Origin of the sequence: Nocardia sp. NRRL WC-3656 (genome assembly GCF_000720265.1) — a bacterium.
Lineage (GTDB): Bacteria > Actinomycetota > Actinomycetes > Mycobacteriales > Mycobacteriaceae > Nocardia > Nocardia nova.
Window position 1 is genome coordinate 44,785 of the sequence record NZ_JOJF01000043.1, and the last position, 21,389, is coordinate 66,173.

The window sequence follows — 21,389 nt, forward strand, 5'->3', positions numbered from 1 at the left end:
GCATGGATGAACTGGCCGACCGCTTCTTCGCCGCGGTCAGCGCGGGCGATACCGCGGCCCTGACCGCGCTGTACGCGCCCGACGCCCGGATCTGGCACAACGACAAGAACGCCGAGGAGACCGTCACCGAGAATCTGCGGGTGCTGCGCTGGCTCTCGCGCACGGTGGAAAACCTACGGTACGAGGATATTCGGCGCCATGTGCTGACCGACGGCTTCGCGCAGCAGCATGTCGTGCGTGGCCATCTGCCCGGCCACGGCGATCTGGAGGTCCCCGCGAGCCTGTTCGTCCGCGTCGAGGACGGGCGCATCACCAGGATCGACGAATATGTCGACTCGGCGGCGACGCAGCCGCTGCGCGAGGTCTCGGCGACGAACGGAGGTTACCGGTGATGTCGGTCAACCGCCCCGCTGGCGAGATCGCCGAATTGTCCGCGCGGATGCGCACATTCATCGATACCGAGGTCGTTCCCGCGGAGCCGGTGCTGGCCCGCGAGGACGACACCGCACACGCCACCCTCGCCCGCCTGAAGGAGCGGGCGAAGGAACTCGGGTTGTGGGCGCTGGGCCATCCGGCCGAACTCGGTGGCGGCGGGGTGCCGTTTCTCGACTTCGTCTATTTGAACGAGATCATCGGGCGGTCCGAATTCGGCATGCTGGCCGTCGGTTCGGTGTCCATGCAGGACACGCTCATGCTGTACCGGCACGGCACCGAGGAACAGCGCGCCCGCTGGATTCCGCCCATGGTCGCCGGCGACATCCTGCCGTCGGTGGGCCTCACCGAACCCGAGGTCGCGGGATCCGATCCCACCCTGATCGCCACCGAGGCCGAACTCGACGGCGACACCTGGATCATCAACGGGCACAAGTGGTTCACCACCGGCGCCGCCCAGGCGGCGTACTGCACGGTCTTCGCCCGCACCGAACCCGAATCGGTTCCCCGGCACTCGCGGATCAGCGCGATCATCGTGCCGACCGACACCCCCGGCTTCGAGATCGTCCGCTCCATCCCGACCATGGGCCACGATCCGAGCGATCACTACGAGGTGCGGCTCACCGATGTGCGGGTCCCGGCGGCCAATCTGCTCGGCGAACGCGGTAAAGGTTTCATCGTCGCGCAGGACCGGCTCGGACCGGGGCGGATCTTCCACTGCATGCGTTGGCTCGGGCAGGCCCAACGCGCCTACGAATTGATGTGTGAGCGGGCGAATACCCGATACGTACACGGATCATTGCTCGCCGAGAAGGGCGAAATCCACCGGTACATCGCCGAATCGGCCGCCGAGATCCACGCGGCCCGGCTGATGACGCTCGACGCCGCCCGCGCCATGGATGCCGGTGAGGACTACCGGGTGCGGGTCGGCTTGATCAAGTTCTGGGGTGCGCGGATGCTGCACAACGTGATCGATCGCGCCATCCAGGTACACGGGGCTCTCGGGCTGACCGCCGACACCCCGTTGGAACGGATGTACCGGCAGGCCCGCTACGCCCGCGTCTACGACGGCCCCGACGAGGTGCATCGCATGTCGACCGCCCGCCGGTTGCTGCGCTCCCCTGAGGCGGCGCCGTGGCTGTGAGCGCGGAATCGGCTGCTGCCGAGCTGATTACGCTCGCCGACGGCGTTCGCTCGGTACTGGCCGCCACTCTCGAAACCGAACTCACCGATGTCGTGTTGCGGCAGTTCACCGGGGGCGCGAGCCGGCAGGTGTATGCGATCGAGGCCCGCGACGGGACCGGCACCGCGGTGCGGGCCGTGCTGCGGCGGGACCCACCCGGCCACGGCGATCCCGCGCGCATGCACGCGGAGGCGGTCTGTCTGCGAGCAGCCGGTGCGGCCGGGGTGCCCGTGCCGGCCGTCCTCGCGGACGGTGCTACCGCGCCCGGTATCGACGCCCCCTATCTGCTGATGGAGCGGGTCGCCGGGGAGTCGATTCCCCGGAAACTGCAACGGGATCCGGCCTTCGCCGCGGTGCGGGAGCGCCTCGCCGGCGATCTCGGCTACGTCCTCGGGCTGATTCACCGGACCCCACTGGACACCCTGGACATCCTCGACGATCACGATCCGCTCGCCGGCATCGAACAGATCTATCGCGACCTGGACGATCCACGGCCGGCGGTCGAGGCCGGACTCTGCTGGCTGCGTGAGCACCGGCCCGCGGATCGCCCGAAGGCACTGGTGCACGGCGACTTCCGGCTGGGCAACTTCCTGATCGAGCCGGACGGCGTGCGCGCGGTACTGGACTGGGAGCTGGCCCATCTCGGCAATCCGATCGAGGATCTGGGCTGGTTGTGTGTGCGGGCCTGGCGCTTCGGCGCCGCGGCTCCGGTGGGTGGGCTGGGGAGTCGAGAGCAACTTCTGGACGGTTACGAACGGTCCGCGGGCTACCGGCCCACCGCGGCGGAGCTGCACTGGTGGGAGGTCTTCGGCACTCTGAAGTGGCTGGTACTCAGCCGCTTTCAGGCGCAGCGGCATCTCGGCGGAGACGAACGCTCACTCGAGCTCGCCGCGATCGGGCGCCGGGTCTGCGAATCGGAATACGATCTGCTCGCCGTCCTGGACCTGCTCGACGAGAGCGTTTCGGTTCCCTCGCCCTCGGACATGCCTGCTACCGTGCACGATCGGCCGCATCCGACCGAAATACTCGAGCTGGTCGCCGACACGCTGGCCACAGAGATCGGGCCCGCGCTCCCGCCCGAGCAGTCGCGCTCGCGCTATCTGCTGCGGGTGTGTGCCAACCTGCTCGGTATCGCCGCACGCGAGCTGGCCGCCGGCCCCGCCGCCACCGCCGAAGTGCACAGCCGGCTGGCGGCGCTGGGCTGCGAGTCCGAAGCGGAGCTGGCCGCGCGGCTGCGCTCCGGCGCGGTGTCGTACACCGACGATGCCGTGCGCGCGGCGATCTCGGCCGCGGTTCTCGCGCGACTGCAGGTCGCGAATCCACGCCACCTCGGGTAATCGCACAACGGCGGCATAGGCGAGCGCCGACCGCTCGGCTTGATGGCGGGCCGGCAGTTCGGCACTTAGGCGGTCCACGCTCGTTCATCGCGATCGGCCCGGGGCATCGGCGAAACGAAACGGCGGTCCGGTGGCGACGGTCGTCGTCACCACCGGACCGCCGGGTCGCGGAGTGGTTCAGGAGAATTGGTCGCGCAGATCGCGTTTGAGGATCTTGCCGGTGACGTTCTTCGGAAGTGCGTCCACGAACTCCACCCGCCGCGGAACCTGGAATCCGCCCAGGTGTTCGCGGCAACCGGCGATGATGTCGGCGGCCGTGGCGGTCGCGTTGTCGCGCAGCACGACCACCGCGCACACCACCTCGCCCCAGGTGTCGTCGCGGACGCCGATGGCGGCGGCCTCGGCGACCTGCGGATTCCGGTACAGCGCCTGTTCGACCGTCAGCGAGGCGACGTTCTCACCGCCGCTGATGATCAGATCCTTCTTCCGGTCGACGATGTAGACGAAGCCCTCCTCGTCCTGGCGGACCATATCGCCGGTGCGGAACCAGCCGTCGGTGAACGACTCCGCGGTCGCGCGCGGATCGTTCCAGTAGCCGATGGTCACCTGGTCCGCGCGCACCACCATCTCGCCGATCTCGCCCCGCGCGACATCGGCGAAATCCTCGTCGACGATGCGAATATCCGCCAACCGCATGGGTTTACCCGCCGAGGCGAGCAGATGGGTTTCCCCGCGCGCCGCCCGCCGGTGCGCCTCCTCGTCCAGATGCAGGACGTTCCCGGCGAGTTCGGTCATCCCCATGCCCTGATAGAAATCGCATCCGAACCGCTCCAGGCCCGCGCGCAGCACCGCGGACGGGATGGCGGAGGACCCGTATCCGATCGCCTGCAGCGTCTTCGGCGAATGCCGCTCCAACGCGGGATCCTGCAGCAGGAAATTGATCATCGTCGGCGCCAGCCCGGTCTGGGTCACCTGCCATTCGTCGACCAGCCGCAGGAAGGTCGCGTTGTCGTAGGCGCGCAGGATGCCCACGGTGGCGCCGATCAGATGGTTGACCAGCACCACATAGCCGCCGACATGGCACAGCGGGAAGCAGAACAGGAAAACCGTCTCCTCCGCGACGGTCCACTGCAGCGCCGAAGAGGTCACGCCCGCAAGGAGATTGCGATGCGAGACCATGACGCCCTTCGGCGCCCCGGTCGTCCCGCTGGTGTAGACCAGCCACGCCACATCGTCGGGATCGGGACGGTAGGCGGGCGCGGCGCCCGAGGCCGTACCGGCGAACTCGTCCCATCCGATGGTGCCCGGTGCGGCACCGATCGACACCACAGTGGTGACCGACGGGATCCGGTCGCGGATGCGGTCCACGAGATCGGCGAACTCCTCCGCGACGATCAGCACCCGGGCGCCGGAATGCTCGATCAGGCCGGCGATCTGGTCCTCGTGCAACCGGAAGTTGAGGATCGTCAACGCCATTCCCGCCATCGGAACGCCGTAGTAGCACTCCAGATACTGCGGGCAGTTCGCCGACAGAATCGCCACCCGGTCACCCGGCTCCGCCACGCCGAGCAGCGCGTTCGCGAGGCGACGGCAACCGTCGCGCAACCGCCGGTAATCGATCGCCTGCTGCTCGAAGCGCACCGCGATCCGGTCGGGGTGTTTACGCGCGCCGTATTCGACGATGTCACCGATCAGCATCTGTCCGAACTCCTCGCCGATTCGACACTCATGGCAGGCACCCTTCTCACCGGATCGCGAGCGGGTTGATCGGCGAGCCGACCCCGCGAGTGAATTGCAGGGGTGGGCCGGCGTAGAAGAAGTCCCAGCGTCCGTCGCCCGCGCACGCCTGCGCCAGATCCTCGAAGTCGAGCATCTCCGCGAGGGTCAGGCCCATATCGCGGATGAGCACCATATGCAGTTCGAACGCGGTCCCCGGATGTTCGCCGGGCATCACCTCGACCGCCCAGTTGTCGGAGCCGACGACGGCGACGTCCTTGTCGCGTAGCCAGGTCGCACACGCCAGGCTCAGGCCCGGCTCACCGGCCATGAAGCCCTGCGGATCACCGTCGGTGAGGAATTTCCTGCGCCAGCCCGTGCGGATCAACAGGATGTCGCCGGCGCCCACATCCACGCCCTGAGCGGCCGCGACGGCGTCGAGTTCGTCGGGACCGATCGCGGTTCCGGCTTCGAGCCAGTCCACGCCGCGATGGCGAGCCACGTCGAGCAGCACGCCGCGCCCGGCGATGCCACCGGACTGGGTGTGGATACCGCATTTGTCGGCGCCCTTGACCGTCACTCCGGAGCCGGGGTGTCCGTTGTACAGCTCGTCGTCGTAGTGCAAATGCGCCAGCGAGTCGTATTGGGAACCGGCCTGCAACGGCATGAAGACGAAGTCGTCGGCCCATTTGAAACCGCCGGGAAGCACCTGTTCCTGGCCGTTCTCCGACATCAACCGGATCGGATTGATGCGCGCGCCGCCGGGCTGTGGGCCGTCACCGTCGAGCGGAATGCCGAGTTTGAAGGTCTCACCGGTGCGAATCAGCGCCGCCGCGGCCACCACCCGCTCCGGCGTGATCAGATTCGTGGTTCCGCGCTCGTCGTCGGTCCCCCACCGACCCCAATTGCTGACCTTCCGGCCCAGAGCACGCATATCGGGAACTTCGGGCACCGTTGCCTCCTGAACAGTTTGTGACGTGACAGTCATGTCAACTTCGTGCGGCAAGTGTGTCCGACGGCACTTTCGGTGTCAATAGCCGGATGTCAGGTTCGGCCCGCTCGGGGCCGGGAGGCAGGTTCCGGACCAGGCGAGATGGAACGACACGGACGACGCGGGGCATACGAACTCGGCCGAGATGCGATAGCGCAAGGCTATTCACACACTTCTTCCGCTCACCTCGCGACGACTATCCGATACTGTGCGGTTTCACTTCATGCCGTTCGTGCGACACCCTCGCAGCAGCGCGGGAGAATCGGCCATGTCGAAGTTAATTTGTTGCCGCGCAAGAATTTTCGTCCGGAAAGCCGCTCATCTATCGCTGATCCGTAGATGCAGCGGCACGCGCAGACCCATTGACAGCGGCCGATTTCCGAAACCGAGCGGTTGATTTCCGCCATATTGACGTGCGAGGGTGATTGGGTTCACACTACCAACGAGTAACCGGACGAAGGTGTCCGGTTCGGGTAGAAGGGGACCCAGGTGAAACGAGGACGCGCAGTCCTTCAGATCGCGACCGCCGTCGCGGCCATGTCATTGCTCGTCGGCTCAGCGACCGGTCTCGCACCGAGTGCGCACGCGGCATCCGATTCGTTCTACGAGTACACGGGCGCGGCGCCGCTGTCCTCGATCGCACCGGGAACCGTATTACAGACGCGGACGATGCCGTACCACTTCGCGGGCATCCCGACGCCAGTCACGGCGGTGCAACTGCAGTACCGCACGACCGATGCCCGGCAGCGTCCGGCCGTGAACGTCACCTCCGTACTCCTGCCGCCCGCCGGCGTCGATCCGACGAAAGCCGTTGCCTACCAGTCCTTCTACGACTCGCTCAATCCCGAGGACGGGCCGTCGCGATCGGTCGCGGGCAATGTGTCCTTCGGCGGCGCGGTGAACAGTGTGGAGGGTGAGCTGGTCGCGCCGCTGCTGGCGCAGGGCTACACGATCATCGTCGCCGACACCGAGGGCCAGGCGGCCGATTTCGCCGCGGGCCCCGAGTACGGGATGAACACCCTGGACTCGATCCGGGCGGCCACCCACTCGGCGCAGGCCGGCCTGAACGAGCAGACCCGCGTCGCGCTGTTCGGATATTCCGGCGGCGCGATCGCCACCAACTGGGCCGCGGCCCTGGCGCCGGTCTACGCCCCGGATGTCGACCGGCAGCTGGTCGGGGCGGCCGAAGGCGGCGTCCTGGTCAATCCGGCACGCAACCTGCGCTATATCGACGGCAGTTTCGGCTGGGCCGGGGTGGCGGCGATGGCGGTGATCGGCATCGGCCGCTCCTACGACATCGACTTCTCGCCCTATATGAGTCCGTACGGCGCCGAGATCCTGAACAAGATGCAGTACGCGTCCATCGCCAATGTGCTGTTCCAATACCCGGGCCTGACCTGGGCCCAGATGGTGAAGCCGGAGTACGCCGATCCCAACAGCGTGGCGCCGTTCGTCGCGGCGGTGCGCAAGGTCGACCTCGGACTGGCGCCGACGCCGACGATTCCGATGCTCATCGGGCAGGGCGCCAACGGCGTGCTGGAAGGGACCGACAACGGTAAGCCGGTGTCCGGCCCCGGAGACGGCGTGATGGTCGCGGGCGACGTGCGCAGCCTGGCTCGGCAGTACTGCGACACCGGGAACTCCGCGATCCTGTATCGGCAGTACGACCTGCTCAGCCACACCCCGTCGACCATCGCGTGGCTGCCGGAGGCCCTGCTCTGGCTCGACGACCGGTTCGCGGGCCGGCCGGCGCCGGCGAACTGCGGCGCCATCGCGCCGGGCAATTCGCTGGACCCGGTGATCTGAGCCCACCGGACTATATGAGAAGAGGCCCCGCGGTATGCGGGGCCTCTTCCGTGTTCACCGGATCGGATTCGCCGGACGAAAGGCGAAGCGGCTCAGGAGATTCGCTCGATGATGGTGACGTTGGCCGTGCCGCCGCCCTCGCAGATGGTGAGCAGGCCGTAGCGGCCGTTCACCCGCTCGAGCTCGTTGAGCAGGGTGGCGAACAGCTTCGCGCCGGTGGCGCCGAGCGGATGTCCCAGCGCGATCGCGCCGCCGTGCACGTTCACCTTGTCGGGGTTCGCGCCGGTCTCCTTCAACCAGGCCAGCACCACGGAGGCGAACGCCTCGTTGATCTCGACGACATCGATGTCGTCGATGGTCAGCCCGGTCTGCTCCAGCGCCCACTTGGTCGCCGGGATCGGCGCGGTGAGCATGTAGATCGGGTCGGCGCCGCGGGCGCTGACGTGGTGGATGCGGGCGCGCGGCTTCAAGCCGTATTCGGCGACGGCCCAGTCGGAGGCCAGCAGGGTGGCGCTCGCGCCGTCGGAGATCTGGCTGGCGACCGCGGCGGTCAGGCGGCTGCCCTCGCTGAGCGGCTTGAGTCCGGCCATCTTCTCCAGGCTCGTCTCGCGCGGGCCCTCGTCGATCCAGAAGTCGCCGACCGGCACGATCTCGCGATCGAAGGACCCCTCGGCGATGGCCTTGCGGGCGCGTTCGTGGCTGCGAAGTGCCCAGCGCTCCATATCTTCCCGGCTGATATCCCACTTCTCGGCGATCAGCTGCGCGCCGTTGAACTGCGAGACCTCACCGGTGCCGTAGCGGTGGTCCCAGCCCTTGGCGCCGACGAACGGCGAATCGAAACCGTATTCCTTACCGGCCAGCATGGCGGCCGAGATCGGGATCGCGCTCATGTTCTGCACGCCACCGGCGACGATCACCTCGGCGGTGCCGCTCATGATGGCCTGCGCGCCGAAATTGATCGCCTGCTGGCTGGATCCGCACTGACGGTCCACCGTGGTGCCGGGGACCTCCTCCGGATATCCGGCCGCCAGCCAGGCTGTCCGGGCGATGTTGCCGGCCTGCGGGCCGATGGCGTCGACACAGCCGAAGATCACATCGTCGACGTTGCCGGGATCGATGGCGTTGCGGCCCAGCAACCCCTGCAGTGCCGCCGCGCCGAGGTCGGCGGGATGCACACCGGCCAGCGCACCGCCGCGCTTACCGATCGGCGTCCGCACGGCATCAATGACGTAGGCCTCGCGTACCGGCGCGTACCGGCGGCGATCGGACGGTGTGGACATGTAACGCTCCTATTCGGATGTGCCGGATTCGGCGCCGGACCGAGACGCTCCGGAATGGACTGCGCCGGAACGGTTCTCGGGGTTGGTGAGTCCATCGAGCACGATGGTCAGATACTGCTTGGCGAGGGTGTCCGCGGTGATGCGGCCGCCGGGCTGATACCAGCGCACCGCCACCCAGACGGTGTCGCGCAGAAAACGGAAGGCGAGCTCGACATCGAGTTCGGGGCGGAAGCTGCCGTCGCGCACGCCCTCGGTGAGCACATTGCGCCACAGCTCCCGGAATTCCCGGTTGTATTCCGCGATGTACTCGAAACGCGGTGTGTCACTGAGCCTTTTGGCCTCGGCCTGATAGATCGCGACGGCCGAATGCCAGCGGTCGAACGATTCACAGGAGGCGATGACCAGCGCCTCGAGCGTGGCTCGCGGCGACAGGTTGGAGGCGACGATCTCGCGGTAGCGGCCGAACAGATCGTCGAGGAAGCCGCGCAGAATCTCGTCCACCATCGCCTCTTTCGAGTCGAAGTGGTGGTAGAGACTGCCGGATAGAATCCCCGCCGCATCGGCGATATCGCGGACCGTGGTCGCACGCAGGCCGCGCTCGGCGAACAGGCCGGCGGCCAGGCCGAGCAACTCGTTGCGGCGTGCGGATTTGGAGGCCTCGGATGCGGTCACTCGGCCATAATACAACCAAGCATTTGCTTGGTCTACGGTGGTGGCTCACCGAATGGAATAGCGCAGCGGCGAGGACATCGACAGATCGACGAGGAGCCGATCGCAGATCTCCAGCGGCGGGATACCGGCCCGTTTCATCCGTGCCACCAGCGCGAGCCGACGCTCGCAGCTGTCCCATTCCACCGTCAGCGGCCCCCGGCCGGGCCCCGCGTCCACGGTCGCCATCGCCCGCGGCGGGCCGGCCGGATCCGGGATCTCGCTGAGTTTGAGCACGATGCCGCGCCGCCACGCCAGATAGGTGTCGCGATCGGCGGCGCCCTCCAATTTGCCGGTGGCCGCGGCCAGCCCTCGATCGATGCCGTCGGCGAAGGCGAGGCGATCGAATCGGAACCGCCGGCAGCGCCGGACCACCTCCAGTAGATCGGCGCGCACCTCGCACAGCAACGCGGTCTGCCGCCGGCGGCGTTCCCCACCGGGATCGGCCTCCCCCGGGCCGCAGCCGGCGCCGATGCGCCGCACTCGCCGCCGATCGCGGGCCATATCCGCACGCAGGGCCGCACGCGGATCGCGCGCCACCTCGGCCTCGTCGACCTGGTGCTCGTGCAGAATCTGCGCAGCGCGCGTCGCCGTCGCGTGCGCATCGGGGTGATCGAGCAATTCCGCACCGAGGGTGAGAGCGGCGAGCACGACGCTGTCCTGCCGCCGCCGCGCGAGCACCACCTCGCGAATCAACTCGAGTTCCAGTACGTCGTTGTCTTCCTGTCGACCGTCCAGACCCATCGGTCGTGGTCCCTTCGAACTGTCGGAACCGGACGTTCTCAGGATCCCACAGGTAAGGGCAGTCGGCGCCAGTGTTTTTTTCGCCTCCGCTTCGCTGCGGCGGAGTTCTCGGCCCCCTGGGCCGAGAACCACCAGGGTGTACCTCTCGCAGATGTGCACCCTGGTGCGTTACCTGGGGACCATCGGGGCGTACCTCTTGCCGAGGTTTCTTCTCAAGCGCGCTGGCTGCTTACCGAGACGACTTCGCCTGTCATATAGGAGGTGTAGTCGCTGGCGAGCATCGCGATGGTGGCCGCGACCTCCCACGGCTCGGCGGCCCGGCCGAAGGCCTCGCCCGCGGCCAGCCGATCGAGCAGTTCGGTGGAGCTCACCTTGTCCAGGAACGGGTGGCGGGCGATGCTCGGCGCGACCGCGTTGATCCGCACGCCCAGTTCCGCGGCCTCCACGGCGCTGCAACGGGTCAATGCCATGACTCCGGCCTTGGCGGCGGCATAGTGGGCCTGGCCGTGCTGGGCCCGCCAGCCGAGCACGCTGGCGTTGTTGACGATCACGCCGCCGTGGCCCGCGGTGCGGAAGTAGTTCAGCGCGGCGCGGGTGCAGCGGAAGGTGCCGTTCAGCGTGATGTCCAGGACGCGATCCCACTGTTCGTCGGTCATGTCGACGACCGGTGTCTCACCGCCCAGGCCGGCGTTGTTGACCATGATGTCGATGCGGCCCAGGCGCTGCGCCGCGGCGCGGATCAGTTCGTCGACCTGTTCGGTACTGGTCACGTCGCAGACCACCGAGGCGACCTTGCGCTGCGGGAATTCCGCGGCCAGCTCCTCCTCGGTCTGCTTCAGCCGGCGTTCGTGCCAGTCGGAGACCACGACGTCGGCGCCCTCGTCGAGCATGCGGCGCGCGGTGGCCGATCCGATGCCCGTGCCGGCGGCGGCGGTGATCACCGCGACCCGGCCGGCGAGCAGTCCGTGACCGGAGATCGGCTGGGGCGGAACCGAGAGATCAGGCACTGTAGGTCCTTCCTTACGGCCGAACAGCGGCTTCGGCCGATGGTTTCCGGCCGAAGGTTCGGCCGGGCGGGGTGGTCAGCGGGCTTCGCGGGGCAGGCCGAGCACGCGTTCGGAGATGATGTTGCGCTGCACTTCGTTCGAGCCGCCGTAGATCGTGTCGGCGCGGGTGAACAGATAGAGGCGCTGCCATTGGCTCAGGTCGTCGGCGGGGTGCGGATCGAGGGCGGAGCCGGTGCCGCCGACCGGAGGCCGGGCGATCAGGCCTTCGGCGCCGAGCACGTCCATGGCCAGTTCGCCGAGGCCGCGATGCCAATTGGCCCACAACAGCTTCGAGACCGAGGCCTGGCCCGCGGCGGTGCGGGCGTCGACGTTCTGATGCGCCGATTCCAGGGTTCGCAGGGCGTGTGCGCGCAGCACGCGCAACCCCACCCACGCCTGGTCGATTCGTTCGGCCAGGGCCGGATCCGCCAGTGCGCCATTGGCTTTCGCCACCGCCTCCAGATTCGACAGTTCGCGCGCGAACCGGATCTGCTGGCCGACGGTGGAGATCCCGCGCTCGAAGGTCAAGGTGCCCATGGCGACTCGCCAGCCCTCACCGGGTTTGCCCACCACCAGATCGGCGGCGGTGCGGGCGTTGTCGAAGAACACCTCGTTGAATTCGGCCGTCCCGGTGAGCTGGATGATCGGGCGCACCTCGATACCGGGCTGCTTCATCGGCACCAGCAGATAGGACAGGCCGTGGTGGCGGGTGGAGCCGGGTTCGGTGCGGGCGATGACGAAACACCAGTCCGACAGATGCGCCAGCGAGGTCCAGATCTTCTGGCCGTTGATCGACCATTCGTCACCGTCGAGCCGGGCGCTGGTCGACACGTTCGCCAGGTCCGAACCGGCCCCGGGCTCGGAATATCCCTGACACCATAGTTCGGTGACCGAGCGGATGCCGGGCAGGAAGCGCTGTTTCTGCTCCTCGGTGCCGAAGGCGAGCAGGGTCGGGCCGAGCAGCTCCTCCCCCAGGTGCGAGACGCGCGCCGGGGCATTCGCGCTCGCGTACTCCTCGTGGAAGATCACCTGCTGGCGCAGCGTCGCCGCCCGGCCGCCGTACTCGACCGGCCAGCCCAGGCAGGTCAACCCCGCCGCGGCGAGGTGGCGGTCCCACTCCAGCCGCTCGTCGAAGGCTTCGTGCTCACTTCCGGGCCCGCCGAGCCCGCGCAGCTCACGGAACTGCCCGTTCAGGTTTTCGGCCAGCCATTCCCGCACTTCGGCGCGGAATTCCTGGTCGGCTGCGTTTTCCGTACCGGGGGCCGCCGTGCCGGAGGCATCCGCGCCGGCGGCGGAATCGGGGGTCTGGATCGCACTCACTCCGGTAGAGTAACCTACCAAGCACTTGCTTTGTAGGGCGGTGAGCTCTGCAGCGCGAATCGACCGACGGACCGAGCCGTCACCACGCCGGACAAGCCGGCTGCTCGGCCCGTCGACCAGCGTGTAGAAGACGAGGACGACGTGACACCCCCTGTGCAGACCACCCCTCTCGCCCTGCACGAAGCCGCGCGCATCCACGGCGATGCGGCGGCGGTCAACGACGGCGAGGTGCACCTGAGCTGGGTGCAACTACTCGATGCGGTGCGGCAGACGGCGGGGGCGCTGATCGCGCGCGGAATCCAGCGCGGCGATCGGATCGCGATCTGGGCGCCCAACACCTGGCACTGGGTGGTGGCCGCACTGGCCACGCACTACACCGGCGCCGCACTGGTCCCGCTCAACACCCGCTACGTCGCCGACGAGGCCGCCGATGTGATCGCCCGGGTCGATGCGAAGGCGCTGTTCATCGCCGATCCGTTCCTGGGCCGGCAGCGCCTCGCGGAATTGCGCGCGGCCGCACCGGAATTGGCGGTCGGCACGGTCATCGTCATTCCGGCGGAGGGTGAATCGGCCTACGACGATGCCGTCGCCTGGTCGCAACTGGCCGAACTCGCCGCGCAGACGCCGGTGGAGAAGGTGATCGCGCGCGCGGAATCGGTCGAGCCCGAAGACATCGCCGACATCCTGTTCACCTCGGGCACCACCGGCCGCAGCAAGGGCACGCTCGTCGCCCAGCGCCAGGCGCTCGATGTGGTGCGGGCCTGGGTGGAGCGGTCGACGCTGAACAGCTCCGATCGCTATCTGGTGATCCCGCCGTTCTTCCACAACTTCGGCTACAAGGCGGCCATCCTCGCCTGCCTGGTCACCGGCGCCACGATCGTCCCGCAGGCGACCTTCGACGTGCCGCAGACGATGCGGATGGTGCAGGAGCAGGCCATCACCGTATTGACCGGTCCGCCGACGATCTACCAGACCATCCTGGAACATCCCGCCCGCGCCGATTTCGATCTGAGCAGCCTGCGGGTGGCCGTCACCGGCGCGGCGACCGTACCCGTGGTGCTGGTCGAGAGAATGCGCAGCGAACTGGAATTCGAGGTGGTCGTCACCGCGTACGGCCTGTCCGAATCCTCCGGCTTCGGCACCATGTGCCTGCCCGACGACGATCCGGAGACCATCGCCAACACCTCCGGTGCGGCCATGGCCGGATTCGAGGTGCGCATCGGCGATCACGGCGAGGTGTTGCTGCGCGGGCCGAACGTGATGGTCGGCTATCTCGACGATCCCGAGGCCACGGCCAAGACCATCGACGCCGACGGCTGGTTGCACACCGGCGACGTCGGAATCCTGGACGAGCGCGGCTATCTCAAGATCACCGACCGGCTCAAGGACATGTACATCTCCGGCGGCTTCAACGTCTACCCGGCCGAGATCGAACAGACTCTGGCCCGGCTCGACGGCGTCGCCGAATCCGCCGTGATCGGGGTGCCGGACGAGCGGATGGGCGAGGTCGGCAAGGCCTACATCGTGCGCCGGGCGGGCGCCGAACTGTCCGAAGACGACGTCGTCGCCTACGCGAAGAAAACCCTGGCCAATTTCAAGGTGCCGCGATTCGTGGAATTCCGGGACCGGCTGCCCTACAGCGCCGCCGGCAAGGTGCTCAAGCGGCAACTACGTGAGGAGATCTCGTGACCACAGACGCAACCCCCGCGCCGATTCCGGACGAGGGCGAGGTCGTCACCTACGAGCGCCGTGGTCCGATCGCCCTGGTCACGATGAATCGGCCCGACTACCGCAACGCCCAGAATTCGGTGATGACCTACGCGCTCGACGCCGCCTTCACGCGGGCGGTCGAGGACGCCGAGGTCAAGGTGATCATCTTGGCGGGCAGCGGAAAACACTTCAGCGCCGGGCACGACATCGGCACGCCCGGACGCGACCATCACATCGAATACGACAACAAGGCCGCGCTGTGGTGGGACCACGTCGACCGGCCCGGCGGCGATCAGCGCTTCGCCCGGGAGCTCGAGGTCTACCTCGGTATGTGCCGACGCTGGCGGGAGATTCCCAAACCCACCATCGCGATGGTGCAGGGCGCCTGCATCGCGGGCGCGATGATGCTGGCCTGGGTGTGCGACATGATCGTCGCCGCCGACGACGCGTTCTTCTCCGATCCCGTCGTCCGGATGGGCATTCCGGGCGTCGAATACTTCGCGCACCCCTGGGTGCTGGGTCCGCGGCGGGCCAAGGAGGTGCTGTTCACCGGTGATCGGTTCAGCGCCGAGCAGGCCTACGAATGGGGCATGGTCAACCGGGTCGTGCCTCGCGCCGAATTGGAATCGCACACCCTCGAGCTGGCCGAGAAGATCGCCACCATGCCGCAATTCGGCTTGGCACTGACCAAGAAGGCCGTCAACCAGTGCGAGGACCTGATGGGGTTGCGCGCCGGCATGGATTCGGTCTTCGGCCTGCACCACTTCGCCCACGCCCACAACGCCGAGGTCGGCACCGACTCGCTGGCCGGTATGACCGCCAAGTCGATGAAGGCGACCGCAACGACCGCCACGACCGCAGAACGGAGCGGCAAGTAGATGGATCTCGAACTCGATTCGGCCGCAGCGCAATTCCAGCTCGAAGTGCGCGAGTTCCTGCGCGCGAACGTCCCCGCCGAACCGCTGCCGTCGATGGACACCCGGGAGGGTTTCGAGGCGCATCGAGCATGGGAGCACACCCTCGCCGATGCCCGGCTCTCGGTGGTGTCGTGGCAGCGCGAATACGGCGGGCGCGACGCCTCGCTGCTCGAGTGGGTGCTGTTCGAGGAGGAGTACTACGCCGCGGGCGCGCCCGGGCGGGTGAGCCAGAACGGCATCTTCCTGCTGGCCCCCACCCTGTTCGAACACGGCACGCCGGAACAGCTCGAGCGCATCCTGCCGAGAATGGCTCGCGCCGACGACATCTGGGCGCAGGCATGGTCGGAGCCGGAGGCCGGGAGCGACCTCGCGGGCATTCGCTCCAGCGCGAAGCGGGTCGAGGGCGGCTGGGTGCTCAACGGGCAGAAGACCTGGAGTTCGCGAGCCTCGTTCGCGGACTGGGCTTTCGGCCTGTTCCGCAGCGAAACAGAGGAGGAGCGGCGCAGTAAGGGTTTGGCCGCTTCGCGGCATTCAGGCCTCACCTATGTGATGTTCCCGCTGTCCGCGGACGGTGTGACCGTGCGGCCCATCCCGCAGCTCGACGGCGAGCCCGGTTTCGCGGAGATCTTCCTGGACAACGTCTTCGTCCCCGATCGCGATGTGATCGGCGAACCGGGCGCGGGCTGGCGGGTGGCGATGAGCACCTCCAGCAACGAGCGCGGCCTGTCGCTGCGCAGCCCGGGCCGGTTCAACGCCACGGCCGCGCGCTTGATCGAGCTGTGGCGCGAGACCGCCGATCCGGCCGACACCGCGGCCCGCAACCGCGTGGTCGACGCGTGGATCGGCGCGGAGGCCTACCGGCTCAACACCCTCGGCACCGTGACCCGACTGTCGGAGGGCGGCAAACTCGGCGCGGAATCGTCGATCAACAAGGTCTTCTGGTCCGAGCTCGATATCGCGATGCACGAGACCGCCCTGGATCTGCTCGGCGCCTCGGCCGAGCAGAGCAGCGCCTGGACCGACGGCTACCTGTTCTCGCTAGCGGGCCCGATCTATGCCGGTACCAACGAGATTCAGCGCAATATCGTCGCCGAGCGCCTGCTCGGGCTACCGCGTTGAGATCCGCCATGTGCCACCCCGCCTCCCCGCGCCGCACCCCCGAATGGACCCATCGATGAGATTTGCACTGTCCCCCGAACAACGCGACTTCGCCGACAGCCTGCGCAAGATGTGCGATGCCGCGGGCACGCCCGCCGTCATCCGCCACTGGAACGGCGGCGGCGCCCGTGGCGGCCGGGCACTGATCCGGCAACTGGCCGGCGCCGGCGCTCTGGGCCTGGCCGTGGCCGAGGAATACGACGGGATGGGCGCCGAGACCATCGACCTGGTGGTGGCGTGCCGGGAATTCGGCCGGGCCGCGGTGCCGGGCCCGGTGATCGAGACCGCCGCGGTGATTCCGGCGCTGCTGCAGGCGCTCGACGATTCGGGTCCGGCGCGGCGATGGCTGCCGAGCTTCGCCGAGGGTGAGTCGCTCGGCACCATCGCGCTCTCGCCGCAGACACCGGCCCTCGACGCCGATTCCGCCGATGTGGTGCTGGTCGTGGACGGTGACAAGCTGTGCACGGCTCGCCGAGGCGACCGGATCGAATCGGTGGACGCTGCGCGGCGGCTGTATACGGTGAGCCCGGACGAGGTGGTGGCGCAGGGCGATTCGGTGCTCGCCGCGGCGGAGACGGCGTTCGACGCCGGTGCGCTGGCGGCGGCGGCCCAGCTGCTGGGCGCGGGTAACGCGATGCTGGCCACCAGCGTCGCCTATGTGATCCAGCGGCATCAGTTCGGGCAGCCGATCGGGCGCTACCAGGCCATCAAACACCATCTGGCCGATGCGAAGATCGGCCTCGACATGGCCGAACCGCTGCTGTACCGCGCGGCGCTGAGCTTCGGCACCGCCGACCGCGCCCGCGATGTCTCGGCGGCCAAGTTCGCCTGCGCGGAGGCCGCGTACCGGACGGCGCGGATCGCCCTGCAGGTGCACGGCGCCATCGGTTACACGGCCGAATGCGATCTGTCGCTGTGGCTGACCAAGGTGACCGCTCTGCGATCCGCGTGGGGCACCGCCGATTTCCATCGCGCCCGGATCGCCGCGGCGCTGCGTACGCCGGTGGCGGCCGGCGCGTGAACCACCGAGACGACGAGACGGGAGTACGGCGATGACCGATACCGCGGAACTGCAGGAATTGGCCGCGACCGTACGCGCCGCCCTCACCCGGCACGGCGACCGGGCCGCCCTGCGACAGGCGATCGACAGCGAACGCGGCTACGACGAGCGGCTGTGGCAACTGCTGTGCGAGCAGGTGGGTGTGGCCGCGCTGGCGATTCCGGAGGAGTACGGCGGCGTCGGCGCCGAGATCGATACGGCACTGGTGGTGATCGAGGAACTGGGGCGCACGCTGCACAACCCGCCGATGCTCGGATCGGCGGTCCTCGGCGTCCAGGCCGTGCTGGCGACGGGCGATGCCGCCGCGGCGCAACGATTGCTGCCCGGGGTCGCCGAGGGCAGCCGGACGCTCGCGGTGTGCTGGGCGGACGAAAAAGGCTGGGCGACAAACGCAGTCGCGAGCACCGGTGCGGCTCGCGGACCCGCGGGATACGCGGTGCGGGCCGACGGCGGCACACTGACCGGGACCGCGCACTACGTCCTCGACGGCGCCAACGCCGACACCCTGCTGGTGGTGACAGCCGACGGACTCTACGAAATCGACGCCACCGCACCGGGAGTCACCCGCACCGTCGTCCGGACCATGGATCCGACGCGGCGCCTGAGCACCATCGCCTTCGACGGCGCCGCGGCCACCCGGCTGGGCGGGGATGCGGACGCGATCACGGCCCGCTTGCGGGCGGTGGCCTGGACCGCCCTGGCCGCCGAACAGGTCGGCGCGGCCGATCAGTGCCTCGACACGACCGTGGAGTACAGCAAATCGCGCGTGCAGTTCGGCCGCCCGATCGGCAGTTTCCAGGCGCTCAAGCACCGCATGGCCGATATGTACGTGCTGGTGGAATCGGCCCGCTCGGCCGCGTACGCCGCGATCGCGGATCTGGATCGACCGGTAACCGCGGAGACGACGCTCGACCTCGAGTCGGCGCGCATCCACTGCTCGCACGCGTTCCGTTCGGTGGTGTCGGAGACCGTGCAGATGCACGGCGGCATCGCCATCACCTGGGAGCACGACGCGCATCTGTATTTCAAGCGGGCGCACGGCGATGCCGAACTGTTCGGGATGCCCGGACGGCCGCTGGCCCGCCCGGCCTGATTCGCATCGCCCGACCCCGTACTCGACCCCGCGCCCGACGGCCGCGGGGTCGAGTCGTAAGGGGGCAGCGACCCCCGGAAAAGCGTCACCGACCTGCTGAAACGCGGTGTGCGCGAGGTCACGGGAAAATAGATAGTTAGGCTATGTACATACATAGTTAGCTTATGTAACATAATTTTCGTGCAGTCGAACGAGTCGCCCACTCTCCCCGATTCGGCCCGGAGCTCGGTCTCCGCCCCGGATCCGGCCGAGGTGCTCATGGTCGACATCGCCGTCACCGCCGCGCGGCTCACTCGACTGGCCGGCACGCTGGGAACCCGAGCGCTCCCGCGTGCGATGGTGCGGGCGCTGTCCACGCTCGAAGAGCACGGTCCGCTGCGAATCAGCGAATTCGCGGAGATCGACGGCTGCTCCCAGCCCTCGGCAACGGCGCTGATCGGCCGGCTGACAGCCGCCGGACTCGCCGCACGCACCAAAGACCCCGACGACTCCAGAGCCGTGGTCGTCGAGCTGACGCCGGCGGGGCACGAACAGTTGTCCGTGTCCCGTCGCGCGTTCGGCACCGCCCTCGCGGCCCGGTTGCCCGACTTCGGCATCGACCGGCTCAGCCACCTCGAAAGTGAACTGACCGATCTCCTCGAAGCCCTGAAATCGGCTGCACCGCACACAGTCTCGAAGTAGGAGCGTTGATGAGCACCACTCTCTCATCGCCGACCGCGACCGAGGCGACGACCACTCCGAAGACCAAGCAGCCCAAATCGGTATGGGCAGTAGCTTTCGCCTCGGTCATCGCCTTCATGGGTATCGGCCTGGTGGATCCGATTCTGAAACCGATCGGCGAACAGCTGCACGCATCGCCGTCGCAGGTCACCCTGCTGTTCACCAGCTACATGCTGGTCACCGGTGTCGCGATGCTGATCACCGGCGTGGTGTCGAGCCGCTTCGGCGCCAAGAAGACGCTGCTCGCCGGCCTGGCCATCATCGTCGTCTTCGCCGCGCTGGCCGGGTCGTCGGGAACGGTCGGGCAGATCGTCGGCTTCCGCGCCGGATGGGGACTGGGTAACGCGCTGTTCATCGCGACCGCATTGGCCACCATCGTGGGCGCGGCCAGCGGCGGAGTCGCCCGCGCCATCATCCTGTACGAGGCGGCACTGGGCATCGGTATCGCCGCCGGACCGCTGGTCGGCGGATTCCTGGGCGGATTCAGCTGGCGCGCACCGTTCTTCGGTGTCGCCGTCCTGATGGCGGTGGCGTTCGTCGCGATCGTCGCCCTCCTGCCGGAGATGCCGAAACCGGCCCACCACACCTCGATCACGGCCCCCTTCAGAGCCTTACGGCACCGCGGACTGCTGCTGGTCAGCATCACCGCACTGCTCTACAACTACGGGTTCTTCACCCTGCTCGCCTACACCCCGTTCCCGCTGAACATGGGCACCTATTCGATCGGGTTCGTCTTCTTCGGCTGGGGTCTGCTGCTGGCGCTGGCTTCGGTGGTCTTCGCACCGCGACTGCAGCGCATGTTCGGCACCGTGCCGATGATCGCGACCGCGCTCGCGCTGTTCGCCGCGGATCTGGCCGCGATGGCGATCTGGGCCGATCACAAGCCGGTGCTGATCGTGGGCACCGTATCGGCGGGCCTGTTCCTCGGCGTGAACAACACACTGATCACCGAGGCCGTGATGATCTCCGCCCCGGTGGAACGCTCCACCGCCTCGGCCGCCTACAGCTTCGTCCGGTTCGTCGGTGGCGCCGCCGCCCCGTATCTGGCCGGCAAGCTCGGCGAACATCAGATGGCCCTGCCCTTCTGGGTCGGCGCCGCGTGTACCGCGGTCGGCGTCCTGGTACTGCTCGGCGGCCGGTCGGCCCTGTCCCACATGGACGAGCACGACCCGGCCGAACACAGCCCGGCCGAAGCCGAAGCGATCACTGTCGGCGACGACTGACCGAACTCGTCGTCGCGGGCGGCCCACCCCCTCGCCCCGACGACACCCTCCGCTGCGGTATCCCTTCTCTGACCGCAACGGCGGCGAGCCGGAATCCCCTCGCGAAACCCACAGGGGGTTCCGGCCTCTTCCTATCTACGGCGCCGCTCGTGCGTCCGGTGAACAAATCGTGCAAACCTAGCCGTTTTCGGCAGTTTTCTCGCATTTCTGCCGAGGTTTGCACGAAAAGTTCGGGCCGTTGCCGCGTCGACCTTTCCGGCCGAACACCCGTCCCGGTAGGGCCGGGCAGCCCAGACAACCACAGCCAGCGGCAATCCGATGACGACAATCCACGCGACGGTGAGCACGCGTCTATGCCTCCCACTCACGCAGCGACCGGAGAAGCCGCCCGCACGTCTCCGCCGCATCGTCCGACTCGATCGGACGGAGAGGCGGGGGTACATCCGCTGCCGACGAAACACGCTGTGGCAGAGGCGGACTTCTGAACTCCAGATAGACCCCACCCGAATCGCCGTCCCCATAATCGGCCACCTCCAGCACGCCACCGGGAAACACGTAAAGCCTTGTGCGCCTGGGCCTTGCGTCCATGTCGTCTCCGTCCCCTCGTGTGCGCCGTGGTATGGCACCAAGCACCGGGGAAGTCGTTTCGGCCCGGTGCCGGGGCCTGGTCAGAACGGTAGGAACGGGCGCATCAGTCGGTCTACCAACTTGGCATTACTTGGCAAAAGTTCCTTACCTGCGACGAAAGTCGTTGATTTACGAGAACATACTGCGAGTAAGAGCCAAGAAGTGCCACACCTCTGGACGGGAGATAGGACGTTGAACCTGAAGTTCCTGGGCAAAGGCGGGGGTCAAGTCCAATTGCGTGGTGTATCGGGGTGATTGCCGCGTGATCCTGGTCGGTCAGGCGGTCAGTGCTGGGGTGTCCTCCTGTTCGCTGGGGTC

The 21,389-nt window shown here is 67.9% G+C and carries 18 protein-coding genes; 11 read left to right on the forward strand and 7 right to left on the reverse strand.

Features of this window, described 5'->3' with window-relative positions:
- The first annotated feature begins 2 nt into the window (after positions 1–2).
- Genes IG65_RS0131950 through IG65_RS0131960 form a run of 3 tightly spaced genes read left to right on the forward strand, consistent with a single transcriptional unit; the run spans position 3 to position 2,952 of the window.
- Positions 3–392, forward strand: a complete 390-nt coding sequence (locus IG65_RS0131950; RefSeq protein ID WP_030518675.1) for a nuclear transport factor 2 family protein — start codon at positions 3–5, stop codon at positions 390–392.
- Entirely contained in the window at positions 392–1,576 is a 1,185-nt protein-coding gene (locus IG65_RS0131955) for an acyl-CoA dehydrogenase family protein (RefSeq protein ID WP_030518676.1), read from the forward strand. The genes IG65_RS0131950 and IG65_RS0131955 overlap by 1 nt, the downstream gene beginning before the upstream one ends.
- Entirely contained in the window at positions 1,567–2,952 is a 1,386-nt protein-coding gene (locus IG65_RS0131960; RefSeq protein ID WP_231509567.1) for a phosphotransferase family protein, read from the forward strand. The genes IG65_RS0131955 and IG65_RS0131960 overlap by 10 nt, the downstream gene beginning before the upstream one ends.
- A 177-nt stretch (positions 2,953–3,129) precedes the next feature.
- Here the strand turns inward: IG65_RS0131960 and IG65_RS0131965 are convergent, their stop codons facing one another.
- Both IG65_RS0131965 and IG65_RS0131970 read right to left on the reverse strand, forming a co-directional pair.
- Positions 3,130–4,650, reverse strand: a complete 1,521-nt coding sequence (locus IG65_RS0131965) for a long-chain-fatty-acid--CoA ligase (RefSeq protein WP_030518678.1) — start codon at positions 4,648–4,650, stop codon at positions 3,130–3,132.
- A 46-nt stretch (positions 4,651–4,696) separates the two neighbouring features.
- Complete coding sequence (locus IG65_RS0131970) at positions 4,697–5,602, reverse strand: cyclase family protein (RefSeq protein ID WP_030518679.1); 906 nt, start codon at positions 5,600–5,602, stop codon at positions 4,697–4,699.
- Between the two features lie 546 nt (positions 5,603–6,148).
- Between IG65_RS0131970 and IG65_RS0131975 the strand changes: the two genes are divergently transcribed.
- Positions 6,149–7,465: a lipase family protein gene (locus tag IG65_RS0131975; protein ID WP_030518680.1), complete on the forward strand. Its 1,317-nt coding sequence runs from the start codon at positions 6,149–6,151 to the stop codon at positions 7,463–7,465.
- A 92-nt stretch (positions 7,466–7,557) separates the two neighbouring features.
- Here the strand turns inward: IG65_RS0131975 and IG65_RS0131980 are convergent, their stop codons facing one another.
- The 5 genes from IG65_RS0131980 to IG65_RS0132000 all read right to left on the reverse strand — a co-directional run bounded on the left by IG65_RS0131980 (position 7,558) and on the right by IG65_RS0132000 (position 12,563).
- Positions 7,558–8,745, reverse strand: coding sequence for an acetyl-CoA C-acetyltransferase (locus IG65_RS0131980; RefSeq protein WP_051757277.1), 1,188 nt, complete (start codon positions 8,743–8,745; stop codon positions 7,558–7,560).
- Positions 8,746–8,754: 9 nt separating this feature from the next.
- Complete coding sequence (locus tag IG65_RS0131985; RefSeq protein WP_030518682.1) at positions 8,755–9,417, reverse strand: TetR/AcrR family transcriptional regulator; 663 nt, start codon at positions 9,415–9,417, stop codon at positions 8,755–8,757.
- Positions 9,418–9,462: 45 nt separating this feature from the next.
- Positions 9,463–10,197, reverse strand: coding sequence for a hypothetical protein (locus tag IG65_RS0131990; protein WP_030518683.1), 735 nt, complete (start codon positions 10,195–10,197; stop codon positions 9,463–9,465).
- A gap of 212 nt (positions 10,198–10,409) precedes the next feature.
- Entirely contained in the window at positions 10,410–11,204 is a 795-nt protein-coding gene (locus IG65_RS0131995; RefSeq protein ID WP_030518684.1) for an SDR family oxidoreductase, read from the reverse strand.
- Positions 11,205–11,279: 75 nt separating this feature from the next.
- Positions 11,280–12,563 carry an acyl-CoA dehydrogenase family protein gene (locus IG65_RS0132000; RefSeq protein ID WP_081879904.1) on the reverse strand — a complete coding sequence of 428 codons (1,284 nt, stop codon included), beginning with the start codon at positions 12,561–12,563 and terminating at the stop codon, positions 11,280–11,282.
- A gap of 141 nt (positions 12,564–12,704) precedes the next feature.
- Between IG65_RS0132000 and IG65_RS0132005 the strand changes: the two genes are divergently transcribed.
- The 7 genes from IG65_RS0132005 to IG65_RS0132035 all read left to right on the forward strand — a co-directional run bounded on the left by IG65_RS0132005 (position 12,705) and on the right by IG65_RS0132035 (position 20,444).
- Complete coding sequence (locus IG65_RS0132005; RefSeq protein WP_030518686.1) at positions 12,705–14,252, forward strand: FadD3 family acyl-CoA ligase; 1,548 nt, start codon at positions 12,705–12,707, stop codon at positions 14,250–14,252.
- Positions 14,249–15,151: an enoyl-CoA hydratase gene (locus tag IG65_RS0132010; RefSeq protein WP_255359499.1), complete on the forward strand. Its 903-nt coding sequence runs from the start codon at positions 14,249–14,251 to the stop codon at positions 15,149–15,151. Before IG65_RS0132005 ends, IG65_RS0132010 begins: the two co-directional genes overlap by 4 nt.
- Positions 15,152–16,309 carry an acyl-CoA dehydrogenase family protein gene (locus IG65_RS0132015; RefSeq protein ID WP_030518688.1) on the forward strand — a complete coding sequence of 386 codons (1,158 nt, stop codon included), beginning with the start codon at positions 15,152–15,154 and terminating at the stop codon, positions 16,307–16,309. It begins immediately after the preceding gene.
- Positions 16,310–16,364: 55 nt separating this feature from the next.
- Positions 16,365–17,369 carry an acyl-CoA dehydrogenase family protein gene (locus IG65_RS0132020; RefSeq protein ID WP_030518689.1) on the forward strand — a complete coding sequence of 335 codons (1,005 nt, stop codon included), beginning with the start codon at positions 16,365–16,367 and terminating at the stop codon, positions 17,367–17,369.
- A gap of 31 nt (positions 17,370–17,400) precedes the next feature.
- Positions 17,401–18,501 carry an acyl-CoA dehydrogenase family protein gene (locus tag IG65_RS0132025; RefSeq protein WP_030518690.1) on the forward strand — a complete coding sequence of 367 codons (1,101 nt, stop codon included), beginning with the start codon at positions 17,401–17,403 and terminating at the stop codon, positions 18,499–18,501.
- Between the two features lie 180 nt (positions 18,502–18,681).
- Entirely contained in the window at positions 18,682–19,182 is a 501-nt protein-coding gene (locus tag IG65_RS0132030; protein ID WP_030518691.1) for a MarR family winged helix-turn-helix transcriptional regulator, read from the forward strand.
- 8 nt (positions 19,183–19,190) lie between these two features.
- Positions 19,191–20,444 (forward strand): MFS transporter, encoded by a 1,254-nt coding sequence (locus IG65_RS0132035; protein ID WP_030518692.1) that lies wholly within the window; start codon positions 19,191–19,193, stop codon positions 20,442–20,444.
- The last annotated feature ends 945 nt before the right edge of the window (positions 20,445–21,389 follow it).

Excerpts from the sequence above, each read along its gene's own strand:
- IG65_RS0131955 (WP_030518676.1), top strand. The coding sequence starts at position 392 with ATGTCGGTCAACCGCCCCGCTGGCGAGATCGCCGAATTGTCCGCGCGG.
- IG65_RS0132015 (WP_030518688.1), top strand. The coding sequence starts at position 15,152 with ATGGATCTCGAACTCGATTCGGCCGCAGCGCAATTCCAGCTCGAAGTG.
- IG65_RS0132035 (WP_030518692.1), top strand. The coding sequence starts at position 19,191 with ATGAGCACCACTCTCTCATCGCCGACCGCGACCGAGGCGACGACCACT.
- IG65_RS0131970 (WP_030518679.1), bottom strand. The coding sequence starts at position 5,602 with ATGCGTGCTCTGGGCCGGAAGGTCAGCAATTGGGGTCGGTGGGGGACC.
- IG65_RS0131965 (WP_030518678.1), bottom strand. The coding sequence starts at position 4,650 with ATGCTGATCGGTGACATCGTCGAATACGGCGCGCGTAAACACCCCGAC.
- IG65_RS0132020 (WP_030518689.1), top strand. The coding sequence starts at position 16,365 with ATGAGATTTGCACTGTCCCCCGAACAACGCGACTTCGCCGACAGCCTG.
- IG65_RS0132025 (WP_030518690.1), top strand. The coding sequence starts at position 17,401 with ATGACCGATACCGCGGAACTGCAGGAATTGGCCGCGACCGTACGCGCC.
- IG65_RS0131980 (WP_051757277.1), bottom strand. The coding sequence starts at position 8,745 with ATGTCCACACCGTCCGATCGCCGCCGGTACGCGCCGGTACGCGAGGCC.
- IG65_RS0131990 (WP_030518683.1), bottom strand. The coding sequence starts at position 10,197 with ATGGGTCTGGACGGTCGACAGGAAGACAACGACGTACTGGAACTCGAG.
- IG65_RS0131950 (WP_030518675.1), top strand. The coding sequence starts at position 3 with ATGGATGAACTGGCCGACCGCTTCTTCGCCGCGGTCAGCGCGGGCGAT.